General features: G+C 45.8%; 25 protein-coding genes and 1 tRNA gene. 12 read left to right on the top strand and 14 right to left on the bottom strand.

Going from position 1 to position 24,000, the window contains the following annotated elements; all coding sequences use genetic code 11:
• Positions 1 to 435, top strand: a 435-nt coding sequence (locus tag KNP04_RS10485) for an RNA-guided endonuclease TnpB family protein (RefSeq protein ID WP_214875794.1), incomplete at its 5' end; no start/stop codon positions are given.
• Between the two features lie 89 nt (positions 436 to 524).
• Here KNP04_RS10485 and KNP04_RS10480 read toward each other — a convergent pair.
• The 7 genes from KNP04_RS10480 to KNP04_RS10450 form a co-directional block, all read right to left on the bottom strand.
• Positions 525 to 962, bottom strand: a complete 438-nt coding sequence (locus tag KNP04_RS10480; protein WP_214875792.1) for a YhfM domain-containing protein — start codon at positions 960 to 962, stop codon at positions 525 to 527.
• 99 nt (positions 963 to 1,061) lie between these two features.
• Entirely contained in the window at positions 1,062 to 2,480 is a 1,419-nt protein-coding gene (locus KNP04_RS10475) for a glycoside hydrolase family 32 protein (protein WP_214875790.1), read from the bottom strand.
• Positions 2,481 to 2,499: 19 nt separating this feature from the next.
• Positions 2,500 to 3,930: a sucrose-specific PTS transporter subunit IIBC gene (locus tag KNP04_RS10470; protein WP_214875788.1), complete on the bottom strand. Its 1,431-nt coding sequence runs from the start codon at positions 3,928 to 3,930 to the stop codon at positions 2,500 to 2,502.
• A gap of 2 nt (positions 3,931 to 3,932) precedes the next feature.
• Entirely contained in the window at positions 3,933 to 4,871 is a 939-nt protein-coding gene (locus KNP04_RS10465; RefSeq protein ID WP_214875786.1) for a carbohydrate kinase family protein, read from the bottom strand.
• Between the two features lie 107 nt (positions 4,872 to 4,978).
• Complete coding sequence (locus KNP04_RS10460) at positions 4,979 to 5,968, bottom strand: LacI family DNA-binding transcriptional regulator (protein WP_214875785.1); 990 nt, start codon at positions 5,966 to 5,968, stop codon at positions 4,979 to 4,981.
• A 47-nt stretch (positions 5,969 to 6,015) separates the two neighbouring features.
• On the bottom strand, positions 6,016 to 6,492 hold the full coding sequence (locus KNP04_RS10455; RefSeq protein ID WP_214875783.1) for an N-acetyltransferase: 477 nt from the start codon (positions 6,490 to 6,492) through the stop codon (positions 6,016 to 6,018).
• An 87-nt stretch (positions 6,493 to 6,579) separates the two neighbouring features.
• On the bottom strand, positions 6,580 to 7,443 hold the full coding sequence (locus KNP04_RS10450) for a cation diffusion facilitator family transporter (protein ID WP_214875781.1): 864 nt from the start codon (positions 7,441 to 7,443) through the stop codon (positions 6,580 to 6,582).
• Between the two features lie 180 nt (positions 7,444 to 7,623).
• On the opposite strand from KNP04_RS10450, the gene KNP04_RS10445 reads away from it, so the two are divergent.
• The 6 genes from KNP04_RS10445 (at position 7,624) to KNP04_RS10420 (ending at position 13,007) form a co-directional block, all read left to right on the top strand.
• Complete coding sequence (locus KNP04_RS10445) at positions 7,624 to 7,935, top strand: hypothetical protein (RefSeq protein WP_026826028.1); 312 nt, start codon at positions 7,624 to 7,626, stop codon at positions 7,933 to 7,935.
• 40 nt (positions 7,936 to 7,975) lie between these two features.
• Positions 7,976 to 8,767 carry a class I SAM-dependent methyltransferase gene (locus tag KNP04_RS10440; RefSeq protein WP_214875779.1) on the top strand — a complete coding sequence of 264 codons (792 nt, stop codon included), beginning with the start codon at positions 7,976 to 7,978 and terminating at the stop codon, positions 8,765 to 8,767.
• 137 nt (positions 8,768 to 8,904) lie between these two features.
• Complete coding sequence (locus tag KNP04_RS10435; protein ID WP_214875777.1) at positions 8,905 to 11,298, top strand: immune inhibitor A domain-containing protein; 2,394 nt, start codon at positions 8,905 to 8,907, stop codon at positions 11,296 to 11,298.
• 107 nt (positions 11,299 to 11,405) lie between these two features.
• A tRNA-Thr gene (locus KNP04_RS10430) sits at positions 11,406 to 11,476 on the top strand.
• 155 nt (positions 11,477 to 11,631) lie between these two features.
• A complete protein-coding gene (locus KNP04_RS10425) occupies positions 11,632 to 12,189 on the top strand; it encodes a hypothetical protein (protein WP_214875775.1) in 558 nt (185 codons plus the stop codon).
• 122 nt (positions 12,190 to 12,311) lie between these two features.
• A complete protein-coding gene (locus tag KNP04_RS10420) occupies positions 12,312 to 13,007 on the top strand; it encodes a queuosine precursor transporter (RefSeq protein WP_074034510.1) in 696 nt (231 codons plus the stop codon).
• A 38-nt stretch (positions 13,008 to 13,045) separates the two neighbouring features.
• Here the strand turns inward: KNP04_RS10420 and KNP04_RS10415 are convergent, their stop codons facing one another.
• Positions 13,046 to 13,294, bottom strand: a complete 249-nt coding sequence (locus KNP04_RS10415; RefSeq protein WP_214692196.1) for a hypothetical protein — start codon at positions 13,292 to 13,294, stop codon at positions 13,046 to 13,048.
• A gap of 147 nt (positions 13,295 to 13,441) precedes the next feature.
• Between KNP04_RS10415 and KNP04_RS10410 the strand changes: the two genes are divergently transcribed.
• From KNP04_RS10410 to KNP04_RS10400, 3 genes are all read left to right on the top strand, one after another.
• Positions 13,442 to 13,798 (top strand): PilZ domain-containing protein, encoded by a 357-nt coding sequence (locus tag KNP04_RS10410; RefSeq protein WP_214692194.1) that lies wholly within the window; start codon positions 13,442 to 13,444, stop codon positions 13,796 to 13,798.
• A gap of 88 nt (positions 13,799 to 13,886) precedes the next feature.
• Positions 13,887 to 14,528: a hypothetical protein gene (locus tag KNP04_RS10405; RefSeq protein WP_074034513.1), complete on the top strand. Its 642-nt coding sequence runs from the start codon at positions 13,887 to 13,889 to the stop codon at positions 14,526 to 14,528.
• A 66-nt stretch (positions 14,529 to 14,594) separates the two neighbouring features.
• A complete protein-coding gene (locus tag KNP04_RS10400; protein WP_214875773.1) occupies positions 14,595 to 14,867 on the top strand; it encodes a hypothetical protein in 273 nt (90 codons plus the stop codon).
• 63 nt (positions 14,868 to 14,930) lie between these two features.
• Here the strand turns inward: KNP04_RS10400 and KNP04_RS15460 are convergent, their stop codons facing one another.
• Together KNP04_RS15460 and KNP04_RS10395 are read right to left on the bottom strand one after the other, a co-directional pair.
• The gene (locus KNP04_RS15460) at positions 14,931 to 15,059 is read right to left on the bottom strand and encodes a hypothetical protein (RefSeq protein ID WP_256441151.1); all 129 of its coding nucleotides are present in this window, start codon (positions 15,057 to 15,059) and stop codon (positions 14,931 to 14,933) included.
• A 60-nt stretch (positions 15,060 to 15,119) separates the two neighbouring features.
• A complete protein-coding gene (locus KNP04_RS10395) occupies positions 15,120 to 17,783 on the bottom strand; it encodes a cation-transporting P-type ATPase (RefSeq protein ID WP_214875771.1) in 2,664 nt (887 codons plus the stop codon).
• Between the two features lie 263 nt (positions 17,784 to 18,046).
• On the opposite strand from KNP04_RS10395, the gene KNP04_RS10390 reads away from it, so the two are divergent.
• Positions 18,047 to 19,081: a PTS sugar transporter subunit IIC gene (locus KNP04_RS10390; RefSeq protein ID WP_214875769.1), complete on the top strand. Its 1,035-nt coding sequence runs from the start codon at positions 18,047 to 18,049 to the stop codon at positions 19,079 to 19,081.
• Between the two features lie 47 nt (positions 19,082 to 19,128).
• Here the strand turns inward: KNP04_RS10390 and KNP04_RS10385 are convergent, their stop codons facing one another.
• The 4 genes from KNP04_RS10385 to KNP04_RS10370 all read right to left on the bottom strand — a co-directional run bounded on the left by KNP04_RS10385 (position 19,129) and on the right by KNP04_RS10370 (position 22,433).
• Entirely contained in the window at positions 19,129 to 20,169 is a 1,041-nt protein-coding gene (locus KNP04_RS10385; RefSeq protein ID WP_214875767.1) for a lipid II:glycine glycyltransferase FemX, read from the bottom strand.
• A gap of 215 nt (positions 20,170 to 20,384) precedes the next feature.
• Complete coding sequence (locus KNP04_RS10380; protein WP_214875760.1) at positions 20,385 to 21,380, bottom strand: Gfo/Idh/MocA family oxidoreductase; 996 nt, start codon at positions 21,378 to 21,380, stop codon at positions 20,385 to 20,387.
• A 55-nt stretch (positions 21,381 to 21,435) separates the two neighbouring features.
• Entirely contained in the window at positions 21,436 to 21,924 is a 489-nt protein-coding gene (locus tag KNP04_RS10375) for a GNAT family N-acetyltransferase (RefSeq protein ID WP_074034518.1), read from the bottom strand.
• A 74-nt stretch (positions 21,925 to 21,998) separates the two neighbouring features.
• Entirely contained in the window at positions 21,999 to 22,433 is a 435-nt protein-coding gene (locus KNP04_RS10370; RefSeq protein ID WP_214875758.1) for an OsmC family protein, read from the bottom strand.
• 85 nt (positions 22,434 to 22,518) lie between these two features.
• On the opposite strand from KNP04_RS10370, the gene cls reads away from it, so the two are divergent.
• Positions 22,519 to 23,982 carry a cardiolipin synthase gene (gene cls, locus KNP04_RS10365; protein WP_483297969.1) on the top strand — a complete coding sequence of 488 codons (1,464 nt, stop codon included), beginning with the start codon at positions 22,519 to 22,521 and terminating at the stop codon, positions 23,980 to 23,982.
• The last annotated feature ends 18 nt before the right edge of the window (positions 23,983 to 24,000 follow it).

Raw genomic sequence — 24,000 nt, 5'->3', positions numbered from 1 at the left:
GCGCTGTCGCGAAAGAAGATCGGGAGCAAGAATCGTGAAAAAGCCAAATTACTTTTGGCGAAGAAACACGAAAAGATTGCCAACCAACGCAAGGACTTCCTTCACAAACTGTCGAGACGGATCGTTGACGAGAACCAAGTCATCGTCGTGGAGACATTGAAATCGAGCAACATAATGAAGAACCGACGCTTAGCCAAATCGGTTGGCGATGTCAGTTGGTACGAGTTCGTCCGTCAACTCGAATACAAATCAAACTTCTACGGACGGACACTCATCAAGGCAGACCCTTGGTACGCATCCACTCAAATCTGCTCCACTTGCGGCGTAAAGGGCGAGAAGAAGGCGATGGATGTCCGTGAATGGACGTGTGCCTGTGGCGCGCATCATGACCGTGACATCAACGCGAGCATCAACCTGTTGATGTTGGCAAACTAAAACGAATTCCTTCAGGGTGGGAACCACCCGACGAGCTTGGTAAACAACCGTGGCTGGTAAGAGCACGGTCTTCCCAAGAAGCTCCCCCTTCAATTTGCGAAGCAAATAAGTGGCGAGTAGTTCACTCCGAGGATATCAATCAAGCGATTCGTCGTATGTTCTGGTAACTTCCAAATAACGTCCGTCCGTTCGAGTTTCGTAATCACACTCGGACGGTTCGGTTGACCGAGCCAAAGTTGATAACGTTCATACTCCCCACCTTTGTACTGTACTGTGAGGTCGAAATCAGGAGCCACTTCAATCTCAATGCCTTCGATTTCTTCTGAACTTCGGAGCATTTCCGCGAACACCCGAACCTGGCTCAATTCATGAAACTCTAACGCTACTTCTGGATTGAATGTTCCGCGCTCTGATGACTCCGCCACCATCACTCGTTCCATTTCTTCTCTCTCGAGTTCTTCTGTATCGATTTTATAAGAGATCGTCATTTTACGAATCTCACCTGCTAAACGAATCCATTTATCCATCACTCTAACCTCCCGTCTCGTTTTATATACGTTTGTTTTTGTGAAACGGTTTCAACATTTTGAAAATAAAAAAGCCGAGCAAACGCTCAGCTTTTACACTCATTCATACTTCCAACCAACTAATGTCGCATCCGCTCCGACGTAGCGAATCCGTTTCTCGTCGTCACTTGGGAAGACGCGAAGCGTTGCCACGGCGTCACCGTCATTGACGAAACATTCAACACTTGAGGAATCGACGAACAGATGAAGGGACTTGACCTCGTTCACTTTTGTCCGGGTCGTCCCGAACTCGGTCGCGAACGGTTCACCCGCGTTTGTCCGATCGATGGTCAATTCGCGTGTATCTTTCTCGTACCGAATCACAAGCGACTCTTCTTCTGTCTTCAATAGTTCAAGCTCGAAGTCTTCTCCGGACGTCGACAATTTCAATTCATAACGTTCGGGCGAAATCATTTCGATATGCGTACCTGATTCGTCTGCGAACTGATTAGTTCGGAGTTGCTTCATTTCAGGGACTGGTCGTTGTTTTAATACGCCATCCTCAACCGAGAGTTCTCGAGGAAGCGTCAACGCATGGGCCCAACCGTAGCGGTCTGTCGGATATTCAATCTCCGGTAAGCCCATCCAGCCGACTAGAATACGACGACCATCATGCTCCGTCGTTTGCGGAGCGTAAAAGTCGAAACCGAAGTCGAGCTCTTCAAACGACTCGTGCGTGAAGACGAGCGTCTCTAAATCAAGAGTACCTGTGACATATCCGGATTGATAGATGTTGTGGTAGCGATGACCCTCAGGCTCAATCCCTTGCGGAGAAAAAATGAGGACATGTCTTCCATTCAGTTCAAACACGTCAGGACATTCCCACATGTAACCGAACCGCTCAAGCTCGGTCTTCACTTCACCTAAAAACGTCCATTCATTCAAGTCGGTCGAACGATATAAGACGACACATCCTGTCTCATCCGTTCGCTGTGCACCGACAATCGCATAATACGATTCATCTTCTTCCCATACTTTCGGATCACGGAAATGTTCCGTGTAGCCTGCTGGAATATCCGGGATTGCCACATTACGACGCTCAATTACCCCGTCACGTAAGACACCGATAATTTGCGAGGCGTGACGCGTCCAATCGTCGGTACGATGATTCCCGGTGTACATCACATGAAGGGTATCATCAACGACGAATCCACTTCCAGAATATGCACCATGAGAATCTTCCTTCGTTTCAGGGACTAACGCCACCCCGCGGTCCGTCCAATGGACGAGATCAGTTGAACTGACATGGTACCAATGTTTGAGACCGTGAACTGGCCCGAGCGGGAACCACTGATAGAATAGATGGTACTCTCCATCGTAATATGCGAAGCCGTTCGGATCATTGAGGAGGCCCGTAGGCGGCTGGATATGGTATCCAAACCGCCACGGGGATGCGGCCGTCTTAGTACGGAGGACCTCCATCTCGAGGGCGCTCACGTCACGGAGTGAACGATAACGTTCGGCCTTCGTCCAATTCATAGTGTCACTTCCTTTTTCATTATGCGGCTTGTTTGACCGCTTCTTTTTTTGCTTGTCGCTTCGCGAGGATGAATGTCAATCCAAATGTCACGGCGAATGCGATAGCCATACCGATGATATATGAGATGATTGAACCAGGTGCGATTGAGATAATTCCCGGTAACCCAGCAGCACCGAGCGCTACTGCCAATACGTCGTTTCCGACGATGAATGCAGAGGCGATAGCTGAACCGACGATGGCAGCGATGAACGGATAACGAAGCTTTAAGTTAACCCCGAACATGGCAGGCTCTGTGATCCCAAGTAATGCTGAGATTCCTGATGCTGATGCAACACCTTTCATCTTTTTATCAGCAGTCAAGAAGAAGACAGCGAGTGTAGCCGCCCCTTGCGCGACGTTCGACATCGCAGCGATTGGGAAGATGAACGATCCGCCAGTTTCGGCGATATCCGCAAGAAGCTGTGTTTCAATCGCGATGAAGCTATGGTGCATACCTGTAATAACGATTGGGGCGTAGAGAAGACCCATGATCAAACCACCGACGAATCCGAGTGAATCATACGTCCATACCAACCCATCAATGATCAAGTTCCCTGCTTCACGAGTGATCGGACCGACGAAAGCGAACGTGATGAACGCTGTGAAGAGGAGAGAGAGTAATGGCGTAAGCAAGATATCAAGTGACGCCGGCATGAACTTCCGGATGTTGATTTCAAGCTTCGATAAAATATACGTCGAGACGAGGACTGGTAAGACTTGTCCTTGGTATCCTAACTTCTCAATCTCAAGACCAAAGATGTTCCAAACCGGAATTTCTTCAACAGTTGCCTGTGCATATGCGTTGATCAAGTCCGGGTGAACCATGATCATCCCGAGCGCTGCACCAAGATATGGGTTACCCCCGAATCGCTTGGCTGCGGAGAAACCTATGAGTACAGGTAAGAAGACGAAGGCGGCATTCGCGAACGTATTAATCATTGCTGCGAGGTCTGCCATGCCTGGATACTGGTCAATCAATGAACGTCCTTCAAAGAACAAATCCGGTGCCGTCAATAAGTTGTTGATCCCCATCAAGAGACCGCCGGCGACAATCGCCGGAATGATTGGAACGAAGATATCCGATAACATTTTGACGAACTGTTGGAGCGGGTTCATCTTTTTCGCTCCGGCTGATTTCACATCTGTCGTCGACATATCACCAAGTCCTGTTAATAACGAGAACTCTGTATATACCTTGTTGACCGTACCTTGTCCGATGATGATTTGGTATTGTCCTCCCGTTGAGAACGTTCCTTTGACAACATCGAGTTGTTCGAGAGCTTTCTCATCAACCTTCGACTCATCGTTCAATACGAGACGAAGACGCGTCGCACAGTGAGCAGCTGCCGCCACGTTTTCTTTCCCACCAATCGCTTCTAATATCGATGCTGCTTCTTTTTTGTAATCCATTTTCATTTCCCTCCTAACGTTTCATTCACAAGTTGTCGTGATGGAATTGCTGGAATAGCGCCATAAGCTGTACATGTTAATGCACCCGTTACGTTCGCATATTCAATGTCGGAACGTAAGCGCTCCGGGTCAAATCCGAGTGACGCCAAACGATACAGATAAGCACCGACGAACGCATCTCCCGCTCCAGTAGAATCGACACTATCGATCGAGATTGAAGGAACGATTTCATGATGTGCGCTTGTTGCAATCAACGTACCACGAGACCCTAATGTGATGGCAATCTGCTTTGCGCCTAATTCTAGAAGTGCTTGAACAGCATCTTCAAGTTGCTCTTCGCCGGTCAACAAGTGCGCTTCTTCTTCGCTCAATTTAATGAAGTCCGATTCTGCGATGAAATGTCTCGCATCTTGTTTGAACTGCTCGAGGTCAGTGATCAACGCATCTCGATAGTTCGGGTCAAATGAGATGAACAAGCCATCCCGTTTTGCAAATTGCAATAATTTGAAGTACGCATCTTTTAGTTTTCCATCTAGTAATGCTGTCGCAGAACCGAAATGAATGAGATCACCTTTTTGAATCAATGATAAATCGATGGATTCAAACCCATAATCTCCATCACTTCCGCGACGGAACGTGAAGTCCCGCTCTCCGTCCTCTTGAATCGACACAAAAGCGAATGTCGTATCACCCGCTTCAACAAGGTTGTCTGTGCTGACTCCATTCTCGGACAACGTCTGTTTCAAGAAAAGACCAAATGGGTCATTCCCGACTTGTCCGAGAAAACTCGACTGTCCACCATGCTTACTGACGACTGCCGCAACATTCGCAGGTGCGCCACCTGCTTTTTTGACGAACGTCGTTCCGTTGACGAGGTCGCTCGAAGCATCCTCGCATACCCAGTCAATCAACAATTCGCCGATACAATGTACGGTGTTCATATCGTCCACCTCCAAAAATCTTATAAGTTCTATATACGATTGGTACCGGTTCCAATTTAGAATAAAAAATGTTGCGGAACCGGTTCCGCAACACAAATGTAAACGATTTAATTCAGCTTGTCAACGCTTTCGCGCACTTTTAATTCAAAAATTGTGAACGTTTTCATCGGGACGTCATTTCCTTGTAAAAGTTGAAGCATCATATCTGCCGACTTGGCCCCAGTTCGCCGATACGGAAGATGAACAGTAGTGATTGATGGATGTAAGACTTCCGTAAAATCATAGCCACCAAAGCCACTGACAGAGATGTCATTTGGAACAGAAATCCCCTGATTCGCCAGTCCCTTCAATACACCAAGGGCAATATTGTCTGTTGCACAAATAATGAGTGAGGTCGATCCAATCTGTTTCGCCAATTGTTCTCCGATTGGAATGGCATCCTCGATTTTAAACGTTGTCTGAACGACTGTGACACGTGCATCCGCCTCATGAAGCGCCTTCAAAAATCCATCACGTCGATCTTGTCCGACTGCGATATCTGTCTCTGAAACACCGACGTAGACGACGTCCCGATGACCCCATTTCGTGAACTCACTACCGAGGGCATATGCGGCTTCATAGTCCGGGTAGACGAGACTGTGCACGATGTCATGCTGTTGACCAATCAGCAACACCGGAATTTGAATCGTCTCTATTGCTTCGAGGTGACGGTCGGTGACAGTCGTCCCGAGCCAAATGATGCCTGCGACTTTTTGTTTGGCGAGGTTGTATAATTGTTCAATCTCTCGTTCGGTCTGTTGCGCTGTGTTGACGACTAGCATCTGATAGCCTTGTTCTGTCAATCGTTCATCAATTCCCATCATTGTACGCGAGGCAGCGTAAGAATCGAGTCGCGGAACGATGACCCCAATCATTTTCGTCTGCTTTGACTTAAGACTTTGGGCGAATTGATTCGGTTCATAATTGGTTTCCCGGATGACCCGATCGAGCTTTTCTCTCGTCGCCTTCCCTACCGACCCACCGTTCAAATAGCGGGAGACTGTACTCTTTGCGACTCCTGCGAGCTCAGCGATATCTTTAATGGTGACCTGTTTCATCCTTACCCCTCCATATGAAAAAAGCTGACGTGCGAGACGCCGTCAGCTTAATGGTTTACTACATATCGTTTCTTGAAATTTAAATAATATAGACCGTTTCGCTTTTCAAATCCGTTTTGAACGAGCACTTGATGCATCTCTTGTTGATGTGGGCTTGTCGGTGGAATGCCGGCGCGAACTGTTTGTCCATCCATCAATTTTGAGTCCAATAAGGCGAGACGTAAACCTTCCGTCGCATATCCCTTATTTTTGTATGCATCGAACACCATCAGGTCAAGTTGGTAAACTCGGGCAAGCTTGAGTAACAAAACTTTACCGACAAGTTTGTCATCGACTATCAAGTCGTAATAAAAGTCTTCTCCGTAACTATGCTCTTCTGCATGATAAAGTTGCTCCGTCCCCATTTCTTCGAGAATTCCTTTCAACTCTTCAGCAGAAACGCCATATGAGTTTTCTCCATATTTCTGAAAGTGTTCATATTCGATCTCATCAATCTGGCGAATAGGTTGACGCACGATGTTCATCCCGTGCCCTCCTTAACTAGTAGTTCAATATCTGTCTGCGCTTATTATAAACGAATCCGTTCATGAAGCGCAAAAGATAACCGAACGTCAAATCGGCTCAATATGAATATGCACTGAATCGACCGCATGCTGTTCATCCAGTTTTCGTTCGATTTCGTCACATAATTCATGGGCCGCGTCCACGGTCAAATCTCCATCAACTGCAATCGTCACATCGAGCATCACGTGATTTCCTAGATGACGCCCCTTAATTTCCCGAACTTCTTTCACACGTTCAAATTGTTCAATCGTTTCCTCATAAGACTCGACGAGGTGTGGAGGGAATCCGTCAGAAAGCTGATGGGTTGCATCTAAAAAGATTTGAACCGCTGTCCGGATAATCATGCCGGCAATAACAACTGCCAAGACCGTGTCCATCCAAGGCAGTTGGAAATAAGCGAATAGCACACCAAGTGTGGCTCCAACTGAAATCATCGCATCGGCCAAGTTGTCTTTCGCCGCAGCTTTAAGTGCCAATGACTTTGTTTTCTTCGCGAGGTTCAAGTTGAAGCGATACACCCCGAACATGACGAGCGCACTGGCGAACGCGACGACCGCAGCTAACGGGTTCGGTTCTGCATATTCTCCCCCGATTAAATTCGACAGACTATTAAAGAAGACGAAAATACCGACCGCAATCATGATCAATGAAGCGATGAGTGCAGAGATTGTCTCCATCTTCGCGTGACCATATTTATGCTCAGCATCCCGTGGTAACGCCGCAACCCGAATACCGATGTAGACGGCGACCGACGCGATAATATCCGTCGTATTGTTGAATCCATCGGCTAAAACTGCCTCAGACTCATATAAGTATCCGAAGAACACTTTTAATATAGATAAGATCAAATATGCCGTGATCGACACAATCGCTCCCTTGAGCGCTTTTGGTGGATGATTTGTAGTCTCCATCCGCCCACCTCCTTATTAGCTCAGTTAGTATAGCAGGTGAACTTCGTGTGGGGATAGAGAAACAATGTTTCTTACAGTCAAAATAAATGGAATATATTCCCGGTAGTTTCGTTTAACAAATTTTATGGTAAAGTAAACAGGAAGAGACCTTAGGGTTAAACCGCAAAAGAGGTGAAACAGATGTTTACAGAACGAGATGGAATCAAATTACGATTGGAACAAATTGACAGATTACTAGTGGATTTGAATCGTGAGGCGAAACAATTGATGGCGCGCCTTCGCGAGTTAGATGCCTCTGGAGAAAATCCGCATGAAGTATCTTTGAAACCTGAAGAACGTGATACGTTGAAATCGTCAATCGACGAGACACTCGAAGCACTTCAAAGCCGTTCAAAACGTCCGGTGAACGTGAACGACGAGAAGAAGAAAGAACTCGCTTCTCACAAAGCACTGATCGACGAACTGTCAGATTTACTCAGTAAGAAAAAATGAGACGCGACCGCGTCTCATTTTTTATGAAGGAGCCCGTCCCATGTATATCGTAACCACTTGTTTACGTCCGACAGATGAAGTAATGTCTCGGGCGCAAACGCATGCCACCACATACAATATGAGATTTGTCGAGCGACGCAAGCATTCAATTGAAGAATTGAAAAAGCGGCATCACCAAGATGTGCTTGTCTTTGACAAGCGACGCGTCGAGTTCACACCATTGCAAAGTAAAGAGCCATTCTTTTTTCACCCTTCTAGCTCGGTCTTTCGCGTAAAGCAACTCAGTCGTGGTGGAACAGATCCACTCATTGACGCATTACAAGCAACGCCAGGTGATCGTATTTTAGACTGTACGCTCGGCCTCGGATCGGACAGTATCGTCATGAGCCATGCCGTCGGTTCATCCGGTAAAGTAATCGGTCTTGAGAGCCAATTCATAACGGCACAACTCGTCCGGGAAGGTATGTCCGTATGGGTCGAAAAAGATGAGCAAATCAATGAGGCGATGCGCCGCATTGAGGTCGTTCATACGAATTCTCTCGAATATTTGAAAACATGTGTGGAAAATTCGTTCGACTGTATTTACTTTGATCCGATGTTCGAAAAGACGATTTCAGAATCGGTTCATCTGAACCCACTTCGTTCAATCGCAGACACCTCCCCACTCTCAGAAGAGTTGATGATTGAAGCAAAACGTGTAGCTAAAAAACGAATTGTCTTAAAGGCGCATTTTGAGAGCGATGCCTTCAAACGCTATGATTTTACTCACATAAAGCGAAAAACATCGAAGTTCCATTATGGATATATCGACCTGGAGTCTAAGACTATTTAGTTCATATTGACTAAATAGGTCTTTAGACTCTTTTTCCGGTTATTATTTTCTGAATATTGACATTAATCAGACACAAACGGTACATTTACAACAAGCTCACACATTTTCCCATTATTTTTTACAGGAGGTTCATACAAATGAAAAAACGTTCCATCCGTCGAACGACACTCGCGGCTCTCATGACATCTGCCATGACAGTCAGTATCGTTCCGGCCGCTGGTGCTGCACCGCTTTCGGTTGCACCATCTGTGCCGACAACGAGCGAGCTTGCTCCGTTCGACCACAACATCATCGATGAAGATCGTCTCGCAAAAGCACTCGAGAAGCGTGGCGTCATCAAAAAAGGATTGTCAGCATCGGAGCGCATGAAAGCGGTCGACGCGTATATCGCGAAAAAACAAGGTGAAGCGAAAGATCCACATAAGCACGACGACGAATTGAATGAGAAGGCTTCAAAAGCAAAAGAGAAGATACATACTCAATTCGAAAAAGAAACTGAACGAATTCTCGACAAAGCGAAAAAAGGTCAAGCGAACTACCGTAAAGGAAAGCCGAACGGTCAAGTGAAGGTTTCTCCGGCACAACAATCATCTTATAACGGTGCAGTGCGTGAAGATAAGGTCCTCGTCCTTCTCGTCGAGTATAGCGACTTCAAACACAATAACGTCGAACAAGATCCAGGCTATATGTATAGCGATAACTTCAGCAAAGAGCATTATGAAAAATACATGTTCGGTGATGAATCGTTCGAACTCTTTAACGGTGAGAAAGTACAAACGTTTAAACAATACTATGAAGAACAATCAGGTGGCAGTTACACGGTCGACGGAGAGGTTTCTGAATGGTTAACCGTACCTGGAACTGCTAAAGACTATGGTGCAGACAAAGGCGATGGTGGTCATGATAACGTCGGTCCTGGTCCGCGACAACTTGTTAAAGATGCATTGAACGCTGCTGTCGCATCAGGAATCGATCTTGCCGAGCACGATCAATACGATCTTTACGACTTGGATGGCGACGGTGACTTCAATGAGCCAGACGGCCTCGTCGACCACTTGATGATCATCCACGCTGGTACTGGTCAAGAAGCTGGTGGTGGTGCACTCGGTGACGATGCAGTATGGTCACACCGTTGGGTCCTTAACGGCGTTTATCCGGTAGCCAACACAGAAGCTGCAGTTCCTTACTGGGGCGGTAAAATGGCGGCGTACGATTACACGATTCAACCAGAAGACGGCGCAGTTGGCGTCTTCGCACACGAATTTGGACATGACCTCGGTCTTCCAGATGAGTACGATACGCAGTACACAGGTCAAGGTGAGCCAGTACAATCATGGTCAATCATGAGTGGCGGTAGCTGGGCTGGTAAAGTCGCTGGTACAGAGCCAACAAGCTTCTCACCACAAAACAAAGAGTACTTCCAAAAAATCATGGGTGGAAACTGGGCGAACATCACAGAAGTCGACCTTGAAGATATCAACTCACAAGGTTTTGTCTCACAACTCGACCAATCTGTGACGAAGTCAAACAACCCAGGAATTATCAAAGTCAACCTTCCTGATAAGAAGATTAAAGGAATCGAACCAGCTTATGGCGAGCGCTACTACTACTCGACAAAAGGTGACGACATCCATACGGAAATGGCTACACCTAGCGTAAAACTTGGTGCGGACGGTGTCCTCACATTCGATTCATTCTATGAAGTCGAATCAGATTACGACTACTTGTATGTGAAAGCCGTCAGCGGCGGTAAAGAAGTTGTCCTCGATGTGTTCGGTGATGACGTCAACGGTGCAAACGAAGCTGGATACCCTGCTGAGACGACGAACGGTGCATGGGTCAACAAATCTTATGACCTTTCACAATTCGCTGGCCAAGATGTCCAGATCGTATTCGAATACGTGACAGATGGCGGCGTCGCAATGAAAGGCTTCGCAGTCGACAACTTGTCAATCCAATCAGAATCAGCAACACTCTTCGCAGACGATGCGGAAGGTGCTGAAGCCGTCACACTTGATGGATTTGTCAACTCAGACGGATACGATTCAAAACCGCATTACTACTACCTCGAATGGCGTAACCATGCCGGGTCGGATATGGGGCTTCTCAACGGCCGTGGCGTGAAATACAACACTGGTCTTGTCGTGTGGTACGGTGATGACTCGTACACAGACAACTGGGTCGGTGTCCACCCTGGTGAAGGCTTCCTCGGTGTCGTCGACTCTCACCCAGAGGCGCTCATCGGAAACTTGAACGGGAAAGAGACAGTTGCAGGTAGCACGCGTTACCAAATCGCTGATGCTGCATTCAGTCTCGATAAGACACTCGCTTGGTACATCGATTCACCAAGTCGTGGTGTGTATGATTACAAAGCACAAGCTGGCGTGAAACAGTTCAATGATGCGAATTCGTACATCAACTCACTCATCCCAGATGCAGGACGTAAACTTCCGCAATACGGACTCGTCATTGACGTTGTCGGTGAAGCGAAAGACAACTCTGCAGGTGCTGTTTGGATCCGTACAAAATAAGGATGAACCATTTGACCTCCAGTCTTCTAACAAAGAAGATTGGAGGTCTTATTATTCTGAAAAAGCTTGAAAAATGAAAGGAACGTGTGTAACATAGTTGGTGTAACGCCTCTGTAGGTTAGTGGCAGACCTCAGCAATGGTAATGCTGCAGCACGAGTTCGATTCTCGTCGGAGGCATCAAAAATACCGCTCAACGAAGCGGTTCAGAGCACTTCCTGTTTATGACAGGAGGTGCTTTTTTATACTTATCAATCTAATATCTTTTTAATGAACATTCTGACGACAATCAATGGTACAATTTGGATTACCATATCATTTACAGGAGGGTTTCGATGAAACGAGCACTTGGGATAGGCACAGTCGTGATTTTTTTGGCAGCTTGTTCGCCTAGTTCTGATCAGGACTCAAAACCTGAACCAGTTACAGAAAACACCACAGAAACATCAGAAGAAACCGTCGAAGAATTCACTCTATTTTTCAAAGGCGAACCAACTCAAAAAGAAATTGATATTTTCTGGGGATATTTACAATCTGAAAGTAGCGATGTGCTCGCTGCATTCGCCGAGGGATCGGAAAGTCTTTGGGCTTGCCAAAACACTTGCGAGAACCCTGACTCGACTGAATCCATTAACCTACAAAATCGTTTGGATCAAACCTTTACTAACATCGAAGAATTGCGAGTGGGTCTTGAACACTTAAAAGAATTTGATATCGACCATATTCAACATGTTGAAATCGATTCCGTTCTTCGGTCATTAACCTATTCGCAGGACGTGATCAATCACTTCAAAGAAACGAAGCATCAGTTAACTTGGAGAGAACAAGCAGACGTGCTCGGGAGCGCATTTAGTATTGTAAAAGGTTTGAACATCGAACTGAGCGGAGTATAACTGCTTTCGTATCGCATGAATCATAGATCAGCCTGAGTGTACCTCACCTTGACATCATTTCCGTTCCTCTATAAACTTGAAAAGTTGAAATCATTGAATAGTTAGAGGAAGGAGCATGATTCATGCTAAACGAATGGTTATGGATTCCTTCTGCCATCCTTACACTCGGTCTTCTCGTCCTCAGTTACAAATTGTTCGGACGGGTCGGATTATATGCTTGGATTGCGATGGCTTCAGTTGTCGCAAATATTCAAGTCACACAACAGATTGTAATTGGCGGATACATTTTTACGCTCGGTAACATCGTCTACGGTTCGCTCTATTTAGCGACTGATATTTTGAACGAAAAACACGGACGAGCCGCGGCTCGAAAAGGGGTATGGCTCGGGTTCTTCATTTTGATCGTTTCGACGGTACTCATGCAGTATGCCCTCTTGTATGAACCGTTCGAAGAAGCGCTCTTCATGCACGAAAGTTTTGAGGCACTCTTCTCGATGCTTCCGTTGATCACACTTGGTAGCCTTGCTGCTTACCTCGTCTCTCAATTGTTTGACGTCTTCGTCTACTCGAAGATTCGCGCCAAAACGGGCGAGAAAAAACTTTGGCTCAGAACGACAGGTTCTACCGTGCTCTCACAGTTAATTGATACGTTCACTTTCTGTATCATCGCTTTCTGGGGAATGGATTGGGACATCTGGTGGAACATCTTCATTACGACGTACGTTGCGAAATTTGTGATTGCTTGGATGGCAACACCGTTCATGTACTATGCAAAACGCACGAATCCTCAAGATGAAACCGAACAAGACGCTGCATAAAATAAGCCGTAACTTCACTGTCGAAGTTACGGCTTTTCTTATGGTCGTTCAATCTGGATACGCACAGCATACGGACGGGCTTCTTCAATCGACGCCGACTCTCGACAGACAGTGATCGCCTTGAACGCATCAATGGCGACCGCTTCGATCGTTTGATCGTTCGTTTCGACTTCAAGAATGGTATAGGCAGGTAAACGCTCGAGTTTAACCCACTCCCCGTTACGTTTTTTTTCATAGATGACTGGTGTTTGAATCGAGTAACGTCGGAGTAAATCATGTACATTCATCTGATCTCCTCCCTATTTAAATCGTACACCTATTATAGAAAGCGTTTTCACATTTGTAAAGCGAGCTTATCTAAAAATTATACTCATTTCCACTTCATTTCGAATTGTAAATGTCCGATATAGGGAGTAGAGAAATGGGGTGAATTGATGCGTTATCGCAGACAGGAAACTTTTCGCTATATTCTACCGAATCCCCGCACGATCCCTTATCGACTCGTTTGGGAAGAGAAGGAACTTTATGATGGAGAAGGACTTCTATTGAATGTGAGCTCACACGGACTGAAATTGCGATCCGATTATCTTTTCCCACTATCCGATGATTTGCAGGTCCACTTCGTCCTCGATCTCGTTCCGACTCTTCAACCTATTGAGTTGATTGGACATGTCAGACATCGCAGTCAATTAGGTTCATTATACGATTATGGTATTTTACTTGATGCCAAAATGGAAGAAACGCAACAACTTGTTACGATGATTAAAATGTATGCACGTGAAAATAAATGAGAACATGCGCCATCGCATCTTCTCATTTTTTCGTGTTTCCAAAAGAGGGTATACTACTATTATGACTATCATTGGGTGAGGTGTTCGTATGACGAGAAAATTTTTATTGATTCCATGGGGTATGGCCATTGCTTTAGCTATTTTTGGTCCGAACGTACCGTTTGACGGGCGATTCTTACTTGATTTCGTGACGTATAATACGGATGCTTACGAAGGCTATTCTCTTTCCTTATTCAGTATTCTAGGTGTATTTCCATTAGCCATGTTCCCGCTGCTTTGGTCAGAAGTGAACCAATTGAAGCCAAATCCGCTGTTTGCGGCAATCAGTAGTTTCTTCGTAGGAGGCTTCTTACTCGCCCCCTATTTGGCTTTCGCGAGACAATCTCCTTATCCAACTCCCGTTAAACCGCTTCCGACACGCATCCTTGGCGTCGTATTGTTGCTGGTGACAATCGGATTGTTTATCGCCGCCGCAAATACAGGGAATGTAGCAGAATATTGGTCGTATGTGGAGAACAACCAGTTCGTCCGAACGATGACCGTCGATTTCTTTTTATTGGCATTTATTCAGATTACGTTAATGAATCGTGATGCGAAACGGTATAAGATGAGCCTTTGGCCTCTTCCATACATCCCGCTCTTCGGCTTGATCTTCTGGCTCATGATTCGGCATCAAAAACCGTTTAACGAGGCACCACCAAAACGTGAGCGGGCCGAGATGAAACATTGATACCCCCTTTTGACTCATGAACCGTTATACTAGTTATTAGTTTTTATTATCAAAGGAGATTATCGCATGCGCTATTTTCAAGTCACCTCTTATGTGACTGTTAAGAATGAAGAACTCGTGTTGAATGAATATGTAAAAGTGCCGAATCAAAAAGTAGATCAATTTTTAAAAGAGACGCTAGAGCTTGATCTGTATGATGATCAAGTGACGTTGCGTGAATGTGTTGTCGCAAAAGGAAAGTGGGAATGCCCTGTCGGTGACTTCGTCATCACAGAACATATGGATGAAAAGAAGTTTAATCGTCTACAAAACAGCCGTTCCTCAAAAACGAAAAAGTAACCTCGACACGAAAAACCTCCTTGTCTAATCGACGAGGAGGTTTTGTCTTACAAGTTAATCCCTTTATTCATCCGATTCTTCATCGGGATCTGGATCAGGGTGTTGGGTCGGAGCCGGTTTTTGTGCCGGGTTTGATTCATCATCCGGAATTGGATCTGGATGTACCCCTGGTTGTGATTCGTCTCGTTTCATCGTATCCCTCCTTCATCGTTACTCCATTTGTTTATCCGTTTTGTTTATAGATGAAACGTATCAGTGTATATTTTGATTCCCAATCACTCGTCTTGAGATGGCTTTTTCAATCTCTACGATGATAAATACGACGGCTCCAAATGCCACTGGATAAATCCAATCTTCCCACGTAAGTGGAGCGGTCCCGAATAGCGTATGCATGAACGGAACATACGTGATGAACAATTGTAGGGCGATGAGCAGTCCAGATACGAGGAACGCGATTTTATTGTCGAAGAAACGACGATTGAACGCCGGAACCAACTCAGTGCGACAGTTATATAAGTGGAACAACTGTGCCATGACAATCGCATTTAAAGTAATGGTCTGTAATTTCTCGGTCGAGTAATCGAAATCTCCGAGCATGTAGTTGATCCATAAACTACCTCCCCCGATTAATATCGACACGAACGTGACACGGAAAATGTAATAGCGACTGAGAAGTGGTACGTTCGCTGGTCGTGGAGGACGCTTCATCGTACTCTCTTCAAGTGGTTCAAAGGCAATCGCCAATGAGAGCGTAATCGCGACGACCATGTTGACCCATAAGATTTGAACTGGGCTAAGTGGAGCTGCTGCCCCGAGTAAAATACTCATCGCAACGAGTAACGCCTGTCCACCGTTCGTAGGGAGTAGGAAGAGAATCGTTTTCTTCAAGTTGTCATAGACACGTCGACCTTCACGGACGGCGTTATAGATGGTTTTGAAGTTATCATCGACAAGAACCATTTGAGAGGCTTCTTTTGCGACTTCCGTCCCTTTGATCCCCATTGCGACCCCGATATCGGCACGTTTTAAGGCTGGTGCATCGTTCACACCGTCTCCGGTCATCGAGGTGATCAATCCATTCTCTTGTAACCCTTTCACGAGACGAAGTTTATCGTTCGGACTCGTTCGTGCGAATACGTCATTATGAACCGACGCTTCTTTGATTTCTTCATCAGACATGTCTGTCAGCTCTCGACCCTCGAGCGCACCTTCCACTTCCATACCGAGTTCTTTTGCGATGGCGACAGCCGTATCCTTATGGTCACCCGTGATCATTTTAATTCGGATTCCAGCATCGCGACACGCGGCGACTGCGTCAATCGCCTCTTGACGTGGCGGATCGACGATACCAAACAAACCGAGGAAAGTCAGACCATCTTCAACGTCCTCATGATCAATCGATTGTTTTGAACTGTCGACACGTTTTAATCCGGCCCCGAGGACGCGTTGACCGCGGTCGGCAATCTCTTTTCGTTTTTCATCCCAATACTCTTGTTTGAATCCGTCTGTTGTCGCCATATCAAACAAGCGATCCGGAGCCCCTTTGACGAAGATCATACGCTCGCCTTTATATTCAACGAGCGTCGCCATGTATTTGTACTCTGAATCAAATGGGATTTTAGAGATGACTTTAAGACGCTCAATCGGGCGCTCCGCTTTCTCAGCGACAGTTAATAAACAAGCTTCAGTAGGATCTCCGTTAATGACCCATTCTCCATCTTCTTCGTTCAACTGTGCATCGTTACACGTCTTTCCGACAGTCAATAGGTCAATCATTGACTCATCGTCATCCAAGTCAAACGGTTGACCGTTTAATTCTAAGTCTCCGTTCGGTGCATACCCGCTACCTGACACCTCAATGTCATGTTTCGCCGTCACGATTTGTTTGACGGTCATCTCGTTTTTCGTCAATGTTCCGGTCTTATCGGTACAGATGACCGAGACTGCGCCTAACGTTTCAACAGATGGCAGACTTCGAACAATTGCTTTTTGCTCAGCCATATTCCGAACCCCGAGCGCCAAGATAATGGAGATGACAGCTGGTAATCCTTCTGGAATGGCTGCGACTGCTAGACCAATCGTCGTTAACATGAGTTCGACTGGTTCATAATCTCGTAAGAAATAACCGAATGCATAAATAATGACAGAGATAATTAGGATGGCGATGGAGACCGTCTGTCCAAACTTCGTCGTCTGACGAATCAGTGGCGTCTTCACGGTTTGTACTTCTGAAATGGACGCATTGATTTGACCAAGTTCCGTACCTTCTCCGATTGCCGTCACAATGGCTTTCGCACTTCCCGTCGCCACACTCGTTCCTGAATAGACCATGTTTTTTCGATCTGCGAGCACGGCTTCTTCTTTGACGACGTCTGGTTTTTTCTCGACCGTTGTGGCCTCACCGGTCAATGCGGATTCTTCCACTTTAAATTTTTCCGCTTGAATGACCCTTGCGTCGGCGGGTACTTTGTCGCCTGCAGCGAGAACGAGAATATCCCCGACGACGAGATCACTTGAATCGATTTCGGATTGTTTACCATCGCGAATGATGGTCGCTTTCGTCTCTAACAACTTTTTGATTCCTTCAAGTGCTTCTTCCGCTTTATTCTCTTGGAGATAACCGACAACCCCGATGACCGTCACAACTAAGACGATGACAATCGTATCGATATATTCGCCAAGAAAACCGGTGACAATTGCCGCTCCTAAAAGGACGTAAACGAGAATATCATTGAACTGTCTTAAAAATTTTATAATTTCTGGCGTCTTCTCCTTTTCAGGTAGAACGTTCTTTCCGAACTCCTCCTGTCGATTGGTGACCGTTTGCTTCGAGAGACCAGATTCCACATCAGTCTCCACGTGGGATTGAACCTCGTCTACTTCGAGCGCATGCCATTCCCTGTTCTCGTTCTGCATGTTCTTTCCTCCTCGACCAATACTTTATGAAACATCTATCCCCTATCTGTTCCCAATCTGATTCGGCTCGACACGTCCAAACTTGTATAATTGATGTCATTTTTCAAAGAAAACGCTCCCATGATTTTTTGTTTCTTCATGTAAACGGTATCATGAATCAATTTTGATTTTTCTGATGAAAATGGCTTTACAGAAGCCTTTCAATCATTGAATATAGAAGAAATTATGAATGAATACAGATAGATAGAAAGAAGGAAGAGTTTATGGTCATTATTCAAGGAATTGCACTTTTACTGCTCATCCTCGCCTTGTTCACACTTTTCAGTTACAAGGCGCCATACGGAATGAAAGCGATGGGCGCATTGGCAGGTGCGGCAATCGCAAGCTTTCTCGTCGAAGCATTCAACGCATATGCCATCGGCGGATTACTGCCACTCCCTTTATATGAAGAAGTCGGGCAGGCAGCCGGTTCATTATCTGGTCCTGCTGCCGCAGCACTCGTTGCCATCGCACTCAGAATCAATCCCGTTTATAGTTTAATGATCGGGTTATCCGTGTCTGGTTTCGGGATCCTTCCTGGATTTTTCGCAGGATATATCCTAGCTCTGGCTGGCACACGAATCAATCGCTATCTTCCGACAGGTGTCGATATGATTTTCTACGTCATCGTGATGGCACCGCTCGCACGTCTCGTCGCTACTGGCGTGGACCCACTGGTTTCAAATACACTTGCACAAATCGGTGCAGTCATCGAACTCGCCGCGACGCAAAACCCTGTCGTCATGGGACTCGTTCTCGGTGGAATCGTTACTGTCGTTTCGACGTCACCTCTCAGCTCAATGGCTTTGACGGCGATGCTCGGATTGACAGGTGTGCCGATGGCGATTGCCGCTCTCGCGTTGACTGCATCCATTTCGATGAACTACCTGTTGTTCCGTCAACTGAAAATCGGTACGAAAAAAGACCAGCTTTCTGTAGCCATTGAACCGTTGACACAGGCCGACCTCATCTCGGCGAATCCAATCCCAATCTATAGTGTGAACTTTGTAGGAGGTGCAATCGCAGGATTGATTGTAGCGATGACCGGTATGATCAATGATGCCCCCGGGTCGGCTGCGGGTATTCCTGGTCTACTCGTCATGTATGGCTTCAACGACTGGCAGACCGTCACACTGACAGCTGTTGTTTTATTCATCCTTGGAATCGGATTCGGATTGATTGGAAGTCGACTCTTTAAAAACTTCCCGATTGTCCGTCATACGGAAAAAGTTGAATCAACAGAAGAAGATGCCGCATAAAAAAATCGATGCACGCTCGAACGGTTTGTTCAGCGGCATCGATTTTTTTATTTTGCTTTCGGGAGTGGGGTATCCAACCTTACAGGTGTCCGGTAGATTGGAAAGTAATTAGATAATCCATGCAATTGAATGTGCTTTGCATTTAATTGCTGATAAACCTGTTCGTTGAATACAAATTGACCAATGTAGTAAGGAAGCGGCTCATCTCCGGAAAAACTCATTTTAAAGTCATAGAGTGCATCCTGCCCGGTCGCCCCTCCTCCGAGATGAAGATGGAGTTTACCCTTTTCACCCGCCCGGCGAATCATTTCACTGAAGAGGAAATGGTTGGGACGGAGAGGTAAGTATTTCTTAAGAGACCCTCCAAGGTGATAATTGGCTCCCTCATCTCCGTACAATACCAGAACTCCTGCAACCACGGTGTTTTCAAACACAGCAAATAGAAATTCCGCTTCAAAGGATTCGCTCGTCAGTAACTGAGTGAAATAAGAATCGGTATAATAATAGTCTTCAATTGCATCCCGACGATTCATGGTCGCCTCATAAAGATGCATAAATGTGTGAATGTCTGAAGCGTCACCACGCACGACAGTCAACTGTTCACGGTTGGCTCGTTTCACGTTTCGCTTCGTCATTTTATGGAACCGCTCAGTCAAGTATTCATACGGTTCATCTAGTTGGACATGGACAGTCTGTCGTACTGGAACTGCTCTCCCGAATGTTTCCATAATCACCTCATCAATTCTTAATGGATGATAGCGAATCGTTTCGGTCACCGTTCTCTCATTCTCCTGACGTCTAATAAAATGTTGCCTTGCGACTTTCACTTCATCATCTGTGAACGTTCCAACACGAAACGGACCACCATATCCATAAGCTGTCACAAGATCATCATATTTTTCATTGATTCGGCGACGGATATATGGATATACAAGCATCCCTTTTGACGTGATGGCGAGAAACAGCTCTGGTGAGTCGTTCGATTCACAATTCACGTTGACATAATCAAAATGATCATACGCATCGCATGTTGTTAGATCCAACCATTTTTCCCATTCCATTTGGTCTTTGATGATTTTGAATTCCATCATCTCATCCCCTTTTCAGTAAGTGATTTCCATAACCACTTTTCCCATTAAAGGATGAGCACACCAGTGAAGAATTTAACTTTTTGTTGTTAACAATCAATATCCGTTTAAAGTAATTTACGAAATAAATATCGTGATTTCTTTTTACGTTTTTGGTTAAAAAAAGAACGAACTCGCACTCAGGCGAATTCGTTCTTATAGAATTCTTATGGAAATCAATCTACTGACATCACTTGACCCGTCTCGGACGATTGTCGAGCGAGTTCGATCATTTGCGTCGTGAGTGCCGCATCTTTTAATGATACGACAGGTTGCCGTGTCTGATAGCTTTCGGCTAATTGTTGATAATACATCAAATAGTCACCTTTCTCGACTTGAATTGTTTCAACCTCATCCGTCGATAAGATCCCAGTCTCTAACACGTCACTCGTAAACTGTCCTTGCTTCAGTGCCTCTTCCTGAGGATCAAGTCCGAACTTCACGAAACTACCTTTCGTTCCATGGACTTCGAACCGCGGAGTTTCGCCAGCGATGAATGGATTCGAGCGAAGATACACTCGCTTCTCTCCATAATAGAATGTCACATAGAATCCGTCGTCAGACTGTCCACCCTCGCGTTGAATCATCACATCCGCTTGAATCTTGTCAGGTTTTCCGAACAAGGCGAGCGTCTGATCGATGAGATGACTTCCTAAGTCAAACAAAATCCCTGATCCCGGACCTGCATTTTCACGCCAACGGTCCCGTACGTTCGGTCGGAAACGATCAAATCGGGATTCAATCACTTTCCACTCCCCTAACACATTTGAGTCGAGCAATGACCGAATTGTTAAGAAATCACCGTCATAACGACGGTTTTGATAAACGTTGACGATTCCCTCCGACTCCGCTTCGATGCTCATCAACTCAGACCCTTCTGCCGTGGTCAGAAATGCGGGTTTTTCAACCAACACATCTTTCCCAGCTTTGAGACAGGCAACAATCATCTCTTTATGTAAATGCGATGGTGTCGTAATGACATATAAAGAAGCATCCGTTTGAAGTGCCTCGTCTAATGTCGCATACACCGTGGCATCCGGTAATTCAGCCTTTACTTCATCCGGACGTGATGACACAACACCACTCACATTGAATGAATCAATTGCCTTTAAAAATGGCAGATGGAATGTATTCGCTGAAAAGCCGAACCCTACCAAAATGGTTTTAATCATGAAAACTCCTCCTTTTCGCTTTTATCATTGTATCAAAAAAAGGGTCCAAAGACCCTTATGCACTCATGCTCTCATCTAATCTGTATTCGAACGTATTGTACCCGTTTCGTGAATCGACAAAGACGAAACCGAAACGTGGATAATAACTATTTAGAAATTCATTGTCAGCGACACAATCTAGACGAATTGGTTCATCTTCATCGGCTTCCTCTAGTACGTGCTCCATGAGCTGCTGACCGACGCCACGACCTTTCAGCTTTTCGCTGACGACGATTCGATGGATATATTGTCCGCGCTCACTGTCGTCCCATAAGTTGTCATCCCAGTCGTCCGGGGGCAACAAGGCGATTGAAGCTAAAATTTGTTGGTCATCTTCAAAGACATAAACACTGCCTTCTGCAATGTCAGTGCGCACACGCTCTACGAGGTCCTGTTCCAAATATTCGGTCCATTGGTCGCTTCCTTGTTCATTTAGCGCTACGGCTCGTTGTTCGATTAGGTTCGCGATGTTGTTGGCATCGCGCTTCGTCGCGAGTCGAATCATAACGTCCTCCTTTAGTTATACAGTATTTGAAATACAAATATAACGGAGAACTGATTGCCTTTCAACCATCTTGCTCACTGCTGAAGTTCAAACGCAGTGACTTCGCCATCGTTCAATTGATAGCTGTAAGTTAAAGTGGCGTTGAGACTGTGTGAAACAGAACAATAGCGTTCAACAGATAGTTCAATCGCGCGTCGCACCCGTTCTTCCGACATGTCGCCTTTCAGAATATACAAGATGTGAATGGCTGTAAAGCGTTTTGGATGATCGATTGCCCGAACCCCGTCGATTTTCATCTCGAACGATTCTAGCGGTTGACGCATCTTATGCAAAATGGAGACGATATCGATCCCTGTGCATGACGCGGTAGCGTGAAGTAACATCTCTGTCGGACGAGGTCCAGTGTCGAGACCGCCCACGTCCTCGGATGCGTCAAGTGTCACTGTGTGCCCCGACGGCGTATGTGTCTCAAACGCCATACCTTGCTTCCATACGACTTCCATGTTCATTGTCTTCTCCCCCTATTTCATTTGATAGCAACCTATTCCCGCATTTGATGTATGATTAAGCTACAAATCGATTTTTAAGGGGTGTATGTTGTTGGATTGGTCCATTATTTTCAGTTGGGGGCTATATATCGTCCTCGGGTTAAACTTATTGTTCGCACTCGCCGTCATTTTTGCCGAAAGACGTGACGTTGGCGCGACCTGGGCCTGGTTGCTTGTCCTATTTTTCTTGCCGGTGCTCGGTTTTATCATTTACCTGTTCCTCGGACGACAACTCAAAAAGGATAACTTCTACAATTTGAGTGTGGAAGAACGCTCTTTTCATTCGCTACAAGTGGAAGCACAGCTCGAACAGATTCACACACGTCAGACGCAACTTGCGCAACCACTGTTCGAAAAGTATGACCAACTGCTTCAAATGAATTTGCGCTCTTCAAAATCTTTGATTAGTGTACATAACCGTTCCCTCATCTTACATGACGGCGAACAAAAGTTTAAAGCGTTGATGGATGATATTCGCTCCGCCGAAACCGAAATCAACATCCAGTACTATATCATCCAACGCGATGCTCTTGGACAAGCTCTTTTAAAGGAATTGATTGAACGAGCGAAAGCAGGTGTCAAAGTTCGGCTTCTTTACGACGCGGTCGGTTCTCGCAGTCTTCGGAACTCTGACTTCAAAGAATTAATTGCAAACGATGGGGAAGTACGTGTCTTCTTCCCACCGACACTTGGGATGATCAATTTCAAGTTGAACAACCGCAATCACCGAAAAGTCGTCATCATCGATGGGAAGATCGGATATGTCGGTGGATTTAATGTCGGGACCGAATACCTTGGACTTGTTGAGAAGTTCGGTTATTGGCGCGATACCCATTTACGTGTCGAAGGAGACGTCGTCTACAATCTTCAACACCGATTCATCCTGGACTGGAATTACTCAGGTCACCGTAAACATGATCCGGAGAATACGTTTTGCTTTGCGAGACATGAGATTAAAGACAATTCGCCGATGCAAATCGTAACGAGCGGTCCAAACTCGGATACCGAACATCTAAAAAATATGATGATTAAAATGATTATGTCAGCGAAACGACGGGTCGTCATCCAAACCCCTTATTTTATACCAGACACGAGTTTTATGGATGCATGTAAAATGGCACTCAACTCCGGCGTTCAGATGGACATCATGATCCCAGGAAAACCGGACCACCCGTTCGTCATGTGGGCGTCGCTCTCCTTCCTCGGAGAATTGCTCGATTATGGGGCAAACGTCTATCTGTATGATGAAGGCTTCCTCCACGCGAAGACACTTGTCGTCGATGATGAGATTGCGACTGTCGGAACGACGAATTTGGATGCCCGAAGTTTCCGTCTCAACTTTGAAGTGAACGCAGTCATTTACGACGAACGCGTCGCCCTCGAACTTGTTTCCTTATTTGAGACAGACACGTCAGTCAGTCGAACGTATACGATGGAAGACTATGAAAAGCGGAAATGGACAGTACGTGCTCGGGAAGGTGTCTCACGACTCCTCAGCCCGATTTTATAACGAAAGAAGCAGAGCTCG

Source organism: Exiguobacterium sp. CH10 (assembly GCF_018617635.1).
GTDB classification, from domain to species: domain Bacteria; phylum Bacillota; class Bacilli; order Exiguobacteriales; family Exiguobacteriaceae; genus Exiguobacterium; species Exiguobacterium aestuarii_A.
The sequence above is the reverse complement of the archived record's forward strand: the minus strand, read 5'-3'. Positions and strand labels throughout refer to the sequence as shown.

What these genes read in the sequence shown, in the direction of transcription:
- KNP04_RS15460 (WP_256441151.1), bottom strand. Translation starts at nt 15,059, where the DNA reads ATGAAACGAGACGAATCACAACCAGGGGTACATCCAGATCCAATTCCG.
- KNP04_RS10370 (WP_214875758.1), bottom strand. Translation starts at nt 22,433, where the DNA reads ATGAACATGGAAGTCGTATGGAAGCAAGGTATGGCGTTTGAGACACAT.
- KNP04_RS10395 (WP_214875771.1), bottom strand. Translation starts at nt 17,783, where the DNA reads ATGCAGAACGAGAACAGGGAATGGCATGCGCTCGAAGTAGACGAGGTT.
- KNP04_RS10460 (WP_214875785.1), bottom strand. Translation starts at nt 5,968, where the DNA reads ATGAAACAGGTCACCATTAAAGATATCGCTGAGCTCGCAGGAGTCGCA.
- KNP04_RS10400 (WP_214875773.1), top strand. Translation starts at nt 14,595, where the DNA reads ATGCGCTATTTTCAAGTCACCTCTTATGTGACTGTTAAGAATGAAGAA.
- KNP04_RS10465 (WP_214875786.1), bottom strand. Translation starts at nt 4,871, where the DNA reads ATGAACACCGTACATTGTATCGGCGAATTGTTGATTGACTGGGTATGC.
- KNP04_RS10435 (WP_214875777.1), top strand. Translation starts at nt 8,905, where the DNA reads ATGAAAAAACGTTCCATCCGTCGAACGACACTCGCGGCTCTCATGACA.
- KNP04_RS10455 (WP_214875783.1), bottom strand. Translation starts at nt 6,492, where the DNA reads ATGAACATCGTGCGTCAACCTATTCGCCAGATTGATGAGATCGAATAT.
- KNP04_RS10385 (WP_214875767.1), bottom strand. Translation starts at nt 20,169, where the DNA reads ATGGAATTCAAAATCATCAAAGACCAAATGGAATGGGAAAAATGGTTG.
- KNP04_RS10420 (WP_074034510.1), top strand. Translation starts at nt 12,312, where the DNA reads ATGCTAAACGAATGGTTATGGATTCCTTCTGCCATCCTTACACTCGGT.
- cls (WP_483297969.1), top strand. Translation starts at nt 22,519, where the DNA reads ATGTTGTTGGATTGGTCCATTATTTTCAGTTGGGGGCTATATATCGTC.
- KNP04_RS10415 (WP_214692196.1), bottom strand. Translation starts at nt 13,294, where the DNA reads ATGAATGTACATGATTTACTCCGACGTTACTCGATTCAAACACCAGTC.
- KNP04_RS10405 (WP_074034513.1), top strand. Translation starts at nt 13,887, where the DNA reads ATGACGAGAAAATTTTTATTGATTCCATGGGGTATGGCCATTGCTTTA.
- KNP04_RS10445 (WP_026826028.1), top strand. Translation starts at nt 7,624, where the DNA reads ATGTTTACAGAACGAGATGGAATCAAATTACGATTGGAACAAATTGAC.
- KNP04_RS10480 (WP_214875792.1), bottom strand. Translation starts at nt 962, where the DNA reads ATGGATAAATGGATTCGTTTAGCAGGTGAGATTCGTAAAATGACGATC.
- KNP04_RS10450 (WP_214875781.1), bottom strand. Translation starts at nt 7,443, where the DNA reads ATGGAGACTACAAATCATCCACCAAAAGCGCTCAAGGGAGCGATTGTG.
- KNP04_RS10440 (WP_214875779.1), top strand. Translation starts at nt 7,976, where the DNA reads ATGTATATCGTAACCACTTGTTTACGTCCGACAGATGAAGTAATGTCT.
- KNP04_RS10475 (WP_214875790.1), bottom strand. Translation starts at nt 2,480, where the DNA reads ATGAATTGGACGAAGGCCGAACGTTATCGTTCACTCCGTGACGTGAGC.
- KNP04_RS10390 (WP_214875769.1), top strand. Translation starts at nt 18,047, where the DNA reads ATGGTCATTATTCAAGGAATTGCACTTTTACTGCTCATCCTCGCCTTG.
- KNP04_RS10410 (WP_214692194.1), top strand. Translation starts at nt 13,442, where the DNA reads ATGCGTTATCGCAGACAGGAAACTTTTCGCTATATTCTACCGAATCCC.
- KNP04_RS10425 (WP_214875775.1), top strand. Translation starts at nt 11,632, where the DNA reads ATGAAACGAGCACTTGGGATAGGCACAGTCGTGATTTTTTTGGCAGCT.
- KNP04_RS10380 (WP_214875760.1), bottom strand. Translation starts at nt 21,380, where the DNA reads ATGATTAAAACCATTTTGGTAGGGTTCGGCTTTTCAGCGAATACATTC.
- KNP04_RS10375 (WP_074034518.1), bottom strand. Translation starts at nt 21,924, where the DNA reads ATGATTCGACTCGCGACGAAGCGCGATGCCAACAACATCGCGAACCTA.
- KNP04_RS10470 (WP_214875788.1), bottom strand. Translation starts at nt 3,930, where the DNA reads ATGGATTACAAAAAAGAAGCAGCATCGATATTAGAAGCGATTGGTGGG.